The sequence below is a fragment of the Planotetraspora kaengkrachanensis genome (genome assembly GCF_016862895.1).
Lineage (GTDB): Bacteria > Actinomycetota > Actinomycetes > Streptosporangiales > Streptosporangiaceae > Planotetraspora > Planotetraspora kaengkrachanensis.
In genome coordinates, this window is sequence record NZ_BONV01000025.1 from 16,127 (window position 1) to 28,749 (window position 12,623).

General features: G+C 69.6%; 14 protein-coding genes. 3 read left to right on the forward strand and 11 right to left on the reverse strand.

Features of this window, described 5'->3' with window-relative positions; translation table 11 throughout:
- Positions 1-49: 49 nt before the first annotated feature.
- The 6 genes from Pka01_RS24255 to Pka01_RS24280 form a co-directional block, all read right to left on the reverse strand.
- Entirely contained in the window at positions 50-1,741 is a 1,692-nt protein-coding gene (locus Pka01_RS24255; RefSeq protein WP_203885312.1) for a molybdopterin-dependent oxidoreductase, read from the reverse strand.
- Positions 1,742-1,793: 52 nt separating this feature from the next.
- The gene (gene rdgB / locus Pka01_RS24260) at positions 1,794-2,396 is read right to left on the reverse strand and encodes an RdgB/HAM1 family non-canonical purine NTP pyrophosphatase (protein WP_203885313.1); all 603 of its coding nucleotides are present in this window, start codon (positions 2,394-2,396) and stop codon (positions 1,794-1,796) included.
- Positions 2,397-2,422: 26 nt separating this feature from the next.
- Complete coding sequence (gene rph / locus Pka01_RS24265; RefSeq protein WP_203885166.1) at positions 2,423-3,151, reverse strand: ribonuclease PH; 729 nt, start codon at positions 3,149-3,151, stop codon at positions 2,423-2,425.
- A gap of 5 nt (positions 3,152-3,156) precedes the next feature.
- Positions 3,157-3,909, reverse strand: a complete 753-nt coding sequence (locus Pka01_RS24270) for an MBL fold metallo-hydrolase (protein ID WP_203885167.1) — start codon at positions 3,907-3,909, stop codon at positions 3,157-3,159.
- The gene (gene murI / locus Pka01_RS24275) at positions 3,906-4,733 is read right to left on the reverse strand and encodes a glutamate racemase (RefSeq protein WP_239115259.1); all 828 of its coding nucleotides are present in this window, start codon (positions 4,731-4,733) and stop codon (positions 3,906-3,908) included. Before murI ends, Pka01_RS24270 begins: the two co-directional genes overlap by 4 nt.
- Positions 4,734-4,999: 266 nt before the next feature.
- Complete coding sequence (locus Pka01_RS24280) at positions 5,000-5,794, reverse strand: thioesterase family protein (protein ID WP_203885168.1); 795 nt, start codon at positions 5,792-5,794, stop codon at positions 5,000-5,002.
- A 168-nt stretch (positions 5,795-5,962) separates the two neighbouring features.
- On the opposite strand from Pka01_RS24280, the gene Pka01_RS24285 reads away from it, so the two are divergent.
- Positions 5,963-7,576 (forward strand): DUF3352 domain-containing protein, encoded by a 1,614-nt coding sequence (locus tag Pka01_RS24285; RefSeq protein WP_203885169.1) that lies wholly within the window; start codon positions 5,963-5,965, stop codon positions 7,574-7,576.
- A gap of 204 nt (positions 7,577-7,780) precedes the next feature.
- On the opposite strand, the gene Pka01_RS24290 is transcribed toward Pka01_RS24285, so the two are convergent.
- The 5 genes from Pka01_RS24290 to clpS form a co-directional block, all read right to left on the reverse strand.
- The gene (locus Pka01_RS24290) at positions 7,781-8,728 is read right to left on the reverse strand and encodes a PLP-dependent cysteine synthase family protein (protein ID WP_203885170.1); all 948 of its coding nucleotides are present in this window, start codon (positions 8,726-8,728) and stop codon (positions 7,781-7,783) included.
- Positions 8,729-8,740: 12 nt separating this feature from the next.
- Positions 8,741-9,019: a MoaD/ThiS family protein gene (locus Pka01_RS24295; protein WP_203885171.1), complete on the reverse strand. Its 279-nt coding sequence runs from the start codon at positions 9,017-9,019 to the stop codon at positions 8,741-8,743.
- A gap of 213 nt (positions 9,020-9,232) precedes the next feature.
- On the reverse strand, positions 9,233-9,646 hold the full coding sequence (locus Pka01_RS24300; RefSeq protein WP_203885172.1) for a M67 family metallopeptidase: 414 nt from the start codon (positions 9,644-9,646) through the stop codon (positions 9,233-9,235).
- A 9-nt stretch (positions 9,647-9,655) separates the two neighbouring features.
- Positions 9,656-10,180, reverse strand: a complete 525-nt coding sequence (locus Pka01_RS24305) for a DUF2017 domain-containing protein (RefSeq protein WP_203885173.1) — start codon at positions 10,178-10,180, stop codon at positions 9,656-9,658.
- A gap of 36 nt (positions 10,181-10,216) precedes the next feature.
- Positions 10,217-10,504, reverse strand: coding sequence for an ATP-dependent Clp protease adapter ClpS (gene clpS / locus Pka01_RS24310; RefSeq protein ID WP_203885174.1), 288 nt, complete (start codon positions 10,502-10,504; stop codon positions 10,217-10,219).
- A 39-nt stretch (positions 10,505-10,543) separates the two neighbouring features.
- Here clpS and Pka01_RS24315 point away from each other — a divergent pair, with 39 nt between their 5' ends.
- Positions 10,544-11,827, forward strand: a complete 1,284-nt coding sequence (locus tag Pka01_RS24315; RefSeq protein ID WP_203885175.1) for a nicotinate phosphoribosyltransferase — start codon at positions 10,544-10,546, stop codon at positions 11,825-11,827.
- Positions 11,828-11,890: 63 nt separating this feature from the next.
- Positions 11,891-12,463, forward strand: coding sequence for an isochorismatase family protein (locus Pka01_RS24320; protein ID WP_203885176.1), 573 nt, complete (start codon positions 11,891-11,893; stop codon positions 12,461-12,463).
- The last annotated feature ends 160 nt before the right edge of the window (positions 12,464-12,623 follow it).

Sequence of the window (12,623 nt, forward strand, 5' to 3'; positions counted from 1 at the left end):
GACGGATCGCCGACGGCCCTCACCGGGTTTCGCCCGAGTACGTCCAGGTTCAGCTGACCTGAATGCTGATGGCGTGGTGACCACTCGCCCCGTCGGGGGCGGGCGGCGCGTAGTCCGGCGTCTGCGTGTAACCGCTCGCGTCGGTCGCCCGCACCGCGATGACCCGCTCTCCCGGGGTAAGGGGCACCTCGATCGACCACTGCCTCCACGTGTCCGGGCCGTTCACCTCGGCGAGCTTCGCCTCACGCCATTCGCCCCCGTCGATCTGGACCTCGACCGCGGAGATCCCCTTGTGCTGGGCCCAGGCGACTCCGGCGATCGTGGTCGGGCCCGGGGGGACGACGTCGCCGTCTCGCGGGACGTCGATCCGGGACTGCGTCTTGATCGGGCCAAGCGGCGCCCAGCCCCGCGGCGTCCAGTAGGCCTCGTCCTCGTCGAACCGCGTCACCTTGATCTCGGTGATCCACTTGGTGGCGGACACGTATCCGTACAGCCCCGGGACGACCTGGCGGACGGGGAACCCGTGCGCGGCCGGCAGCACCTCCCCGTTCATCGCGACGGCGAGCAGCGCGTCCCTTCCGTCCATGACGACGTCGACGGGGGTGCCGCAGGTGAAACCGTCCTGCGAGACGCTCAGCAGCATGTCGGCCTGCGAGCTGATCCCCACGTCGCGGAGCACGTCGGCCAGTCGCGTGCCGAGCCAGCGGGCGTTGCCCACGTACGGCCCGCCGACGTCGTTGGACACGCAGGTCAGCGTGACGTCCGCCTCCATCAGCGGTCGCCTGAGCAGATCGTCGAAGGTGAGCTCGACCGGCTTGTCGACCAGCCCGTGAATCTTCAGCGTCCAGTCGGCGGGATCGACCGAGGGCACGACCAGGGCGGTGTCCACCCGGTAGAAGTCGCGGTTGGGCGTGACGAAGGGCGACAGGCCCCTGATGCGCAGATCCGCCCCCGCCGGGATCGCCTTGGCCGTGACCGCGGGCCGCGGCAGCGTCTTCGCGACGGTCCGCCTGGCGACGTCCACGTCCCTGGAGGACGCGAGAAGGCGCCCGCCGAACCCGGCGACTCCGGCGACTCCCACCCCGACGGCCACACCGGTCAGCAGACGCCGGCGGTCGAACGTGTAGAGGTCGTCACCCGCCCGCATCACCGGCGGCTTCTCGGCCGGCCGTGCGATCGGCTCGGCGCCGCCCGTTTCCCCCTCGTCCGCTGGACCGGCCTCGGCCTCGGGACCGGTCGTCCCCGCCGGCGTTCCCTCCGCGACCGGATACTCCTCCGGGAGGTCGTCCCAGCCGTCGCGCGCCACCCGGCGGAACAGCAGGGACAGCGCCCACGACCCGGCGCCCACGCCGAGCAGGGACGGCAGGATGTCGAACGGCCCAGAGTCGGGCCGGGTGGCCGCGGCCCCGGCGCCGATGAGGCCGAACACCAGCAGCCCCGTCATGCCGTACCCGATCCGCCGGCGGGAGAGCACGCCGAGGCCGGCGGCGATCAGCGCGAGCACCACGACGATGCCGGTGATCAGAACCAGCTTGTCGTTGGACCCGAAGTTCCTGATCGCCCAGTCCTTGAGCCCGGCCGGGGTCTGGTCGACCACCGCGCCGCCGACCGCGATCACCGGCGAGGCGCTCGCGTTGGTCAGTCCGGCCGCAAGCTGGGCCACGCCGAGTGCGACCGCTCCCGCGACGACCCCGATCACGGCCGCCACCCACCGAGGCAGGCGAGAGCCGCCGTCGTCCATCTTCACAGGGGAACGCTACGCCCCGCCCGCGCCGGCAGGTCTTACGGGTGGATTACAGAACGATCGACTCGATGACCGGCACGAGCGCCCGGAAGGCCCGGCCCCGGTGGCTGATCGCGTCCTTCTCCCCGGCGGACATCTCCGCGGTGGTACGGCTCTCGCCGTCCGGAACGAAGATCGGGTCATAGCCGAAGCCGTTGGCGCCCCTCGGCTCACGGATGACGTGGCCGTGCATGGCACCCTCGACCACGTGCTCCTCGCCCGAAGGCAGCGCGAGCGCGGCCGTACAGGCGAAGTGCCCCTGGCGGCGGCCGTCGGGGACGTCCGAGATCTGCGCCAGGAGCAGCCGCAGGTTGGCGAGGTCGTCCCCGTGGGAGCCCGACCAGCGGGCGGAGAAGATCCCCGGCATGCCGTTCAGCGCGTCTACGCAGAGCCCGGAGTCGTCGGCGATCGCGGGCAACCCGCTCTCGGACGCGACGGCGTGCGCCTTGAGCAGCGCGTTCTCGGCGAACGTCAGCCCTGTCTCGGCCACGTCCGCGATGTGCGGGAAGTCCTCGAGCCCTACGAGCTCGATCTGCAGGCCGGACTCCTCCAGGATCCTGCGCAGCTCCACGATCTTGCCGGCGTTCCTGGTCGCCAGGACCACCTTGTTCATCCCGCCGCCGCTCACTCGCTCGCCGCTCACTCGCTCGCCTTCGCGAGCGCCTCGGCCTGGAGGCGGGTCAGCTCGGCGCATCCGCCGGCGGCCAGGTCGAGCAGGCCGTTCAGCATCGCCCGGTCGAAGGGCGCGCCCTCGGCGGTGCCCTGCACCTCGACGAAGTCGCCGCCGCCGGTCATCACCACGTTCATGTCGGTCTCGGCCTTGACGTCCTCGGTGTAGCAGAGGTCGAGCATGGGCTCCGTGCCGATGACGCCCACGGAGACCGCGGCGACCGACGTGACCAGCGGGTCTCCCGGGCACATCTTGCGCTTGCGCATCCAGGCGACGGCGTCGGCGAGCGCGACGTAGGCCCCGGTGATCGCGGCCGTCCGCGTTCCGCCGTCGGCCTGCAACACGTCGCAGTCGAGGATGACCGAGTTCTCCCCCAGCGCCTTGTAGTCGACGCAGGCCCGCAACGAGCGGCCGATCAGGCGTGAGATCTCGTGGGTCCGGCCGCCGATCTTGCCGCGGACCGACTCACGGTCTCCCCGCGTGTTGGTCGCGCGGGGCAACATCGCGTATTCGGCCGTCACCCAGCCGAGGCCGCTGCCCTTGCGCCATCGGGGCACTCCGGGCTCCACGGAGGCGGCGCACAGCACCCGTGTGCCGCCGAACTCGACGAGCACGGAACCCTCGGCGTGGGCGAGCCAGTTCCGGGTGATGGTCACGGGGCGAAGCTGATCGGGACGACGTCCGTCTGAACGAGCCATAGGGGTCACCCTAGGTCATAGACGGCGCCGCTCCGAGCCAGCTCCGTCGGACCGGCGAAACCGCCGCGCGACGCGTCGGCCAGCACCCTCTCCTGGTCGTTCCAGGGGACGAGGTGGGTGAGGACGAGGCTGCGCGCCTCGGCGCGGGCGGCGTGCTCGGCCGCCTGCCGTCCGCTGAGATGCAGGCCGGGCTTGAGATCGGGGCCGTCGATGAAGGAGGCCTCGCACAGCAGCACGTCGACGCCGCGAGCCAGCTGGACGAGCTCGGCGGACTCGCCGGTGTCGGCGGAGTAGGCCACCGATCTGCCGCCGTAGGTGACGCGGAAGCCGTAGGTCTCGACCGGATGGTTCATCAGCGCGGCGGTGACCTCGAAGGGACCGATCTCCCGCGTACCGGGCGAGAGCCGCGCGAAGTCGAAGGACTTCTCCATGACCGGCTCGTCGGGCATGGCATAGGCCGCGTTGAGCCGCTGGGACGCCGCCGCCGGAGCGTGGACGGGCACCCTCGGCAGCGGCCCGTCGGGCGAGTAGGTGCGCACGACGTGGTAGGAGCACATGTCCAGGCAGTGGTCCGCGTGCAGGTGCGACAGGCAGATCGCGTCGACGTCGTAGAGCCCCAGATGGCGCTGCAGCGCGCCGAGGGAGCCGTTGCCGAAGTCGAGGAGCAGCCGGAAGCCCTCGGCCTCCAGCAGATAGCACGACGAAGGGCTGTCCGGGCCGGGGAAGCTGCCCGAGCACCCGATGATCGTCAACTTCACGCCGACCTCCCCATGTCGGACTCGTCCCCGACCGGCGCGAGCTCGACCGCCTGGATCTCCGGGCCGAGGAACCGCTGACCCAGCTCCTCGAACAGGACGGTGTCGCCCGTGGCCGCGAAGCGATGACGGGGTTCGCCCGCCCCGTTGGCGAGTCCCCGGTCGTGCAGGACACGGTAGACGTCCTTGGCGGTCTCCTCGGCGCTCGACACGAGGGTGACCGCGTCTCCCGCCACATAGGACAGGGCGCCTGTGAGCAGCGGGTAGTGCGTGCAGCCCAGGATGAGGGTGTCGCATCCCGCGTCCTGGATGGGTTTCAGATACCCGCGGATGACGTCGATGAGCTCATCGCTCATCGTCTCGCCCCGCTCGACGAACTCCACGAGGAGCGGAGCCGCGACCCCCACGAGTTCGACGTGCGGCGCGGCGGCGAAGGCGTCGTGGTAGGCCATCGATTCGATCGTGGCCCGCGTGCCGATCACGCCGACTCTGCCGTTCCTGGTGGCCCGCACGGCCCGTCGGGTGGCGGGCTGGATCACCTCGACGACCGGCACCCGGTATCGCTCCCTGGCGTCCCTGAGCACGGCGGCGGTGGCGCTGTTGCAGGCGATCACCAGCATCTTCACATCGTGCTCGACCAGGTGGTCCATGACCTCGAGCGCATACCGCCGGACTTCGGCGATGCTCTTCGGCCCGTACGGCTGCCGCGCCGTGTCGGCCACGTAGAAGATCGATTCGTGGGGCAGTTGGTCGAGGATGGACCGGGCGACGGTCAGTCCGCCGACGCCGCTGTCGAAAATCCCGATCGCCCCGCTGTTGTCCGGCACGCTTCCCAAGGTTAGGGGATCATGCACGGCCACTCACGGTAAGAATCCTCACAACCCCCGATCCCTTGGCGTGATCATGCAGAGATTCGGCGGCGCCACCGCCGACCTGCGACTCCCCCGCCCGTGATCATGCACAGGTTCGAGAAAAGCGTCTCGACCAGCGGAAACGCACATCGTGATCATGTGCAGGTTCGAGAAAATCGCCCGGACCAGCGGAAACACCCGCCGTGATCATGCACCGAGGCGCGAATCCCGCACGGAGGGGGTCAGCCTCGTCCGACCCGCGCGAGCTGGCGAGACTGGGCCACGAGGCGGCCGGCCGAGTCCCACACCTCGACGTCCTCGTCGAACCAGCCTTCGCTGATCAGCCTTCCGCTGCCCAGCAGGGTCAGCCACCCGGGGGCGGGAAGCGCGCGCAGATGCCACGTCAGCTCCACCGTGGGCGCCCACCCCCTCGCTCCCGCCGAGAACACCACCGGCGGCAGCGCGTCGACGGCGAGGGCGAGCACGAACGGGTCGGGGTCCTGCGGCTCGGCCAGCCGGAAATAGGCCCGCGACTCCGGCCGTCCCGTCGGCTCTCCAGCGAGCCATCCGATGGTCGGCGGATCGAATCGCAACTCCATCTGCGCGTTCAGGTTCATGTTCGATTCCGGCTTGGGATCCGGAAGTTGCACACATTCGGACAAATCAGGCATGCGATTGGCGGGCTCGCCCGTCCATTCCGGGGTGGCGGCCGGGTCCAGCGTCGCCGTCGTCACCAGGGTGTCGATGAAAGGCCTGCCGTCCTGCACCAGCGTCGCCCGGGTCATCGTGGCCGTCCTGCCCGACTTGAGGCGTTCGATCTTCACCGTGGCCGGTCCTGGGCTCGCGGCCCGCAGAAACTGGGCACTCGTCGACACCGGATGCTCATGCGGCGACTCGTCCACCACGGCACGCAGGACGGCCGCCAGCAGGTACCCGCCGTTCAGCGGCCCGCCGATCGAATAGCCGCCGTCGAGACACACGTCATAAGTCGCGTCGTCGACCCGGATCGCCTGCGTCGCCTCATCGAACTTGGTCACAACGCTCCTCGCACGAAAGCCTCAACCGAACCTTGTTCTAGTGAGTACTTTAGCGGAGGTCCACGCCTTGTCACGAATATGTGACGCAATCAACTTATTGACCGGCTTTTCTCTATTTGACCGGCATAATTACGTAGATCATCTAAAAGTACATACGGGGCGTGAACTATGTCTGCCGATACTCCTCCGGGCGCTTCATTCCCGGAGAATCCGGACCCTGACCGGACCATCGAACACCGGACGCCGCAACCATGGCAGGCGGCCACGAACGATGCGCACACCCAGCAGTTGCCGTACGGCGCGGCCGAGGAACTCGGGTTCAACGTTCCGGGCGGGACCGAAGACGCTCCGGCCAAGCGCGGCCGCGGCTGGCTGATCGCGGCCATCTCGGCCCTGTTCGTCCTCATACTCGGAGGCGGCGGCGTTTGGGCGTTCTCGCAGCTGAACGGTGGGGGAACGCAGCCGCAGGACGTGCTGCCCGGCAACGCCATCGCCTACCTCCGGCTGGACCTCGACCCCGCGGCCAACCAGAAGGTGGCCCTGCTGGCCATCGGCAGGAAGTTCCCGGGGATCAGGGACTCCCTCAGCGACGACGACCCGCGCAAGGCCCTCTTCGAGGCCATCAAGGGCGACTCCCCCGACCTGGCGAAGGTCGACTACGCCAAGGACGTCGAGCCGTGGCTCGGCGACCGTGCCGGCCTGGCCGTACTGCCTCCCGCAGGGGACGGCAAAGATCCCGACATCGCGGTTGCCGTACAAGTGAAGGACGAGGCCGCGGCGCGGGACGGCATCGCCAAACTCGGCGCCGAGGACGAGTTCGGGCTCGCGTTCCGCGACGGTTACGCGATCCTGGCCAAGACGCAGGCGGCGGCCGACGGGTACGCCAAGGCGGCGACGCTGGCGCAGAACGCCGAGTTCGGCGGTGACACCGCTGCCGTCGGCGAGCCCGGCGTGATGTCGTTCTGGATGAATCTCGGCAAGCTGGCCGCCATGTCGGGCGCCGAGGCCCAAGGCCTCAACGCGTCGACGCTGGAGTCGATCAAGGACACGCGCTTCGCCGGCGCCCTCCGGTTCGACGACGACTACGCCGAACTGGCGGCGATCACCAGGGGCGGACAGCCCACCCAGATCGACGCGCAGCCGGTCAAGATCGCGGAGCTGCCCGCCTCGACCGTGGGCGCCGTGTCGTTGTCGGGCCTCGGAGACGGCTTCGCCAAGCAGTGGCCGACGATCCAGCAGGCGGCCCAGGCGAACCCCGACGGCCAGGTCTTCACCAAGAGCCTCGAGCAGTTCCAGCAGCTCTACGGCCTCTCGATCCCGGACGACGTCGTCACGCTGCTCGGCAAGAGCCTCACGATCGCGCTCGACCAGGAGGGATTGGACGGGCAGCAGCCGAACGTCGGCGCGGTCCTCACGACAGACCCGGTCAAGGCGCAGGGGATCGTGACCAAGCTGGAGGGGATCCTCGCCGGCTCCGGCGCCCCGCTGCGACTCGCCACGAAGCCCGGCGACGGGCAGCTCGTGGTGGCCAGCTCACCGGAGTACGCGGACAAACTGAGCACGAAGGGCACCCTCGGTGACAGCGAGTCCTTCAAGCTGGCCGTCCCCGAGGCCGACAAGGCGACCTACGCCATGTACGTCGACCTCGACAAGCTCGAGCCGCTCTACCTCGGCGGCATGAAGGACGACGAGAAGGCCAACGTGCAGGTGCTTCGCGCGGCCGGGCTGAGCGGGAGCTACGCGGGGAGCACGGAGATGACCCTGCGCGTCCTGTTCAACTGATCGTCCGGCTGACGTTCAGCCGACCCGGAAAGCCCGCGACCCCGGTATGTGATCCGATCACATACCGGGGTCGTCCGTTTTCGTGAGCCTGTGCATGATCACGAACAACGTAAGCGCAGGCCGGCGCCCACTTTGCCGAATCCGCGCATGATCACGCCCGGTGAAAGGCCAGGTCAAGAGCCGTTTCACCGAAGGTGTGCATGATCACGCCCAGAGTTGGCCGTCGAGGCGGTCTTCCGCCTCGTCGAGAGTGCCCTCGTAGGCCCCGGTGGACAGGTACTTCCAGCCCCCGTCGGCGACGATGAAGACGATGTCCGCCCGCTCCCCCGCCTGTACGGCCTTGCGCGCCAGCCCGAGCGCGGCGTGCAGCGCACACCCCGTCGAGATGCCCGCGAAGATGCCCTCGACGGCCAGCAGTTCCCGGGTCCGGCGCAGCGCGTCGGCCGACGTCACCGAGTAACGGGTGGTCAGCACGGTCTCGTCGTAAAGCTCGGGGATGAAGCCCTCGTCCACGTTGCGAAGGCCGTAGACCAGCTCGCCGTACCGCGGCTCGGCGGCGACGATCTGCACCCCGGGGGCGTGCTCGCGCAGGTAGCGCCCGACGCCCATCAACGTGCCCGTGGTGCCGAGCCCGGCCACGAAGTGGGTCACCGTCGGCAGGTCCTCGAGGACCTCCGGGCCGGTGGTCTCGTAGTGGGACCGCCAGTTCGCCGGGTTGCCGTACTGGTAGAGCATCACCCAGTCGGGATGCTCCGCGGCCAGGCCCTTGGCGACCCGGACGGCCTCGTTAGACCCCCCCGCCGCCGGCGAGGAGATGATCTCCGCGCCGTACATGCGCAGGAGCTGCCGGCGCTCCTCCGAGGTGTTCTCCGGCATGACGCAGATGAGCCGGTAGCCCTTGAGCCGGGCCGACATCGCGAGGGAGATGCCGGTGTTGCCCGACGTGGGCTCGAGAATCGTGCACCCGGGCGTGAGCAGGCCGTCCTTCTCCGCCTGCTCGATCATCCAGAGGGCGGGACGGTCCTTGATCGACCCGGTGGGGTTCCGGTCCTCGAGCTTGGCCCAGATCCGCACGTCGTCGGACGGCGAGAGCCGGGGCAACCCGACGAGCGGCGTGCGCCCCACCGAGTCGATCAGCGAGTCGAAGCGCATCGCACGCGGCCTCTAGCGAGCGCCGCCGGCGACGGCGGGCAGCACCGTCACGGTGTCGCCGTCGGCGACCGGCGTGCCGAGCCCGCCGAGGAAGCGGACGTCCTCGTCGTTCAGGTAGACGTTGACGAAGCGGCGCAGGCCGGCGTCGTCCACCAGGCGCTCTCTGAGGCCCGGGTGGCGTGCCTCCAGGTCGCCGATCAGATCGGCGAGCGTGGCGCCCGTGGCGTCCACGGCCTTGGCGCCGCCCGTGTAGCTACGCAGGATGGTCGGAATGCGAACCTCGATGGCCATCGCGGCTCAGTCTCCTTGATCAGTGGTCGTCGTCATGATGCTGGACACCCACCTGATTGGAACATGGTCAGGCGGGACGGGATTCCGTCCCTGGGACGGAGATTGTCAGCGACAGTCGTAGACGACGACGGAGGGGGTGTGCGCGAAGAGAAACCTCTGCAGGGCAGCGAGGGACGACGCGGTGCGGATGTCGTCACGAGGCATGGGAGAAGTCTATCCGTAGGCCTCGACGATCTTCACGTCCTCCTCGGTCACGACGCCGTCGAGGATCCGGTAGGAGCGGAACTGCGGCTCCTCGGAGGCAGTGGAGACCAGGACGTAGTGGGCGTCCGGCTCGGAGGCGTAGCTGACGTCCGTACGCGAGGGGTAGGCCTCGGTCGCGGTGTGCGAGTGGTAGATCACCACCGGCACCTCGTCGCGGTCGTCCATGTCGCGCCAGACCCGGAACTGCTCGTGGGAGTCGAACCGGTAGAAGGTCGGGGAACGCTCGGCGTTCTCCATCCGGATGAACCGCTCGGGGCGGTCGGACCCCTCCGGCCCGGCCACGACCCCGCAGGCCTCGTCCGGGTGGTCCTCGCGCGCGTGAGCGACGATGGCGTCGACCAGCTCACGTGAAATCGTCAGCATGCGGGAAAACTACCAAAGGGCCCGGACAAGGGTGTCCTGCAGGTAGGTCAGCCAGTCGTAGGTCACGAACGCCGGATAACGCGGGTCGTCCTCGGACATGCCCGCGATCTCCTCGTGGACCTCCTCGGTCACCTCGAGCCGGACGCCGAGCGCGAGGCGCACGTCGTTGATCGCTCGCAGCCAGGCCTGGGCCTGCTCGGCGGTGAGCTGCACCGTCCCCGGCTCCACCGTCTCCAGCAGGGTCGCGGCGTCGGCCCGCTTGCCGTCGCGCAGCGTCGCCTCTGTGTACCGGCGGAACTCCCCCGCCGCCTTGTCGTCCTCCGCGTACGCCGCGGGGAACAGCCGGGCCAGCACCGGATCGGACGGCGCCTCCGCGGATCCGATGCCCAGGGCCCGCTCGATGGGGTCGTCGCCCGTCTCCCCCGGCTCAACCAGGTCGAGGATCTGGGAGACCAATGCGACGAGCAGGGAGACCTCGCCGGCGTCGAGCCTCACGGACACGCCCTTGCCCGATGCCCTGAAACCCGTGCTCATCGGCCCGGCTCCCGCCCGTTCGAATCGCCTGTCACGTCAGGAGTCCTGCTGCACGGTGGCCCACAGGCCGTAGGAGTGCAGGATCTGGACGTCCCGCTCCATCTCTTCGCGGGCGCCGCTGGCGACCACGGCCCTGCCCTTGTGGTGGACGTCCATCATCAGCTTCTCCGCCTTCTCCCGCGGGTAGCCGAACACCGCTTGAAAGACGTATGTGACATATGACATTAAATTGACCGGGTCGTTCCAGACGATCGTCAGCCAGGGCACGTCAGGCCGCACGTCCGACGACGGACGCTCGACCTCGGCCGGAGCGGTGCTACCCACAGGACCATCCTGCACCACGCCGGTCGTAGTCTTCGACACGTGCGGACGACCGTGGGCTCTGCCCTGCTGACCGATCAGTACGAGCTGACGATGCTCCAGGCCGCCCTTGCCGATGGCGCGGCGCATCGGCGGGCGGTCTTCGAGGTGTTCGCCCGGCGGCTGCCCGGAGGGCGCCGATACGGGGTGGTTTCCGGGATGGGACGCTTCCTCGACACGCTGGAGGAGTTCCGGTTCGAGGAATCCGATCTCGACTTCCTCCGCTCGGCGCGCATCGTCGACGAGCCGACTCTGGCGTTTCTCGCCGATTACCGGTTCTCCGGAAATGTGTACGGCTATCGCGAGGGCGAGGCCTACTTCCCCGGTTCGCCGATCATGGTGGTGGAGAGCACGTTCGCCGAGGCGGTGCTCCTGGAGACCGTCGTCCTGTCGATCCTCAACCACGACTGCGCGATCGCGTCCGCCGCTTCGCGGATGGCCCACGCGGCCGGCGACCGGCCGCTGATCGAGATGGGCTCCCGCCGCACCCACGAGCTCGCCGCCGTCGCCGCGGCCAGATCGGCCTATCTGTGCGGCTTCGGGTCGACCTCCAACCTCCGGGCGGGCCAGATGTACGGCGTGCCGACGGCGGGAACCGCGGCCCACGCGTTCATCCTGCTCCACGACTCGGAGGAGGACGCCTTCCGCGCCCAGCTCCAGTCCCTCGGGTTGGGCACGACCCTGCTGGTCGACACCTACGACGTGGCGAAGGCCGTACGCACCGCCGTGGAGCTCGCGGGATCCGACCTCGGCGCCGTCCGGATCGACTCGGGCGACCTGGCGGCGGCGGCCCTGGACGTGCGTCGGGCGCTCGACGCCTACGGTGCGGAGAACACCAGGATCATCGTGACCGGCGACCTGGACGAGTTCTCGATCGCCGCCCTGGCCGCCGCTCCGGTCGACGGATACGGCGTGGGCACCGCCCTGGTAACCGGATCCGGCTGCCCGACGGCCAATCTCGTCTACAAGCTGGTCGCCCGGGAGGACGCCTCCGGCAGGCTGCAGCCGGTCGCCAAGCGGTCCGTCGGCAAGCCGAGCAAGGGTGGCCGCAAGTGGGCCTACCGGGCGACGGCCGCGGGCACGGCCACCGCGGAGATCGTCACGTGTGCGCCGGCCGAGTCCGGCGGGCGCCCGCTGCTGGCCGAGCTGGTCAGGGAGGGCAAAGTGGTCGGCCGGGAGCCCCTGGAGGCCGCCCGCGATCGGCATCGTGCCACGCTGGCCGAGCTGCCTCTCGCCGCCCACAGCCTCTCGCCCGGCGACCCCGCCGTCCCCACTGTCTTCAACTGATCACATCGAGGCCGGCGCGTGATCGTTCGCGCCGGCGCCCCTCCCTCGTCGTGAGGAGACCGAATGAGAACCGCGCTCGTCGTCGTGGACGTCCAGAACGACTTCTGCGAGGGCGGCAGCCTCGCCGTCAACGGCGGGGCCGAGGTGGCCGCCGCGATCACCCGGCACACGCGGGAACACGCGTACGACCACGTCGTGGCCACCGGCGACCGGCACATCGACCCGGGAAGCCACTTCTCCGCCAAGCCCGACTACGTGGGCACCTGGCCGGCCCACTGCGTCGCGGGCACCCCAGGAGCCGACTTCCATCCCGCCTTCGACACCGCGGTCGTGGAGGCGGTCTTCAGCAAGGGAGCACACGAGGGCGCCTACAGCGGGTTCGAGGGCACCGACCCGTCAGGCGTGGGCCTGCGCGAATGGCTCACCCGGCACGACGTGGAGGCCCTGGACGTCGTCGGGATCGCCACCGATCACTGTGTCAGGGCGACCGCGCTCGACGGCGTGCGCGACGGCTTCACCGTGCGGGTCCTGCTCGACCTGACGGCCGGAGTCGCCCGCGACACTACCGAACGGGCCCTGAGGGAGCTCTCAGAGGCCGGAGTGGAGCTCGTCGGCTCGCCTGTGGTGCGGCCTTGACCGCCGGCTGCACCGTCGGCCGCGCGGGATCGCCTCCGCTCCCCTGACCGGCCCAGACGTCCCACGCCCCGCCGACACTCCGGTAATGGGACCTTCAATGCCTTCACCACGATGCGTCATGGGTGTATTACGGAGAGCGACGTCTCCTCGTGATTGGCAT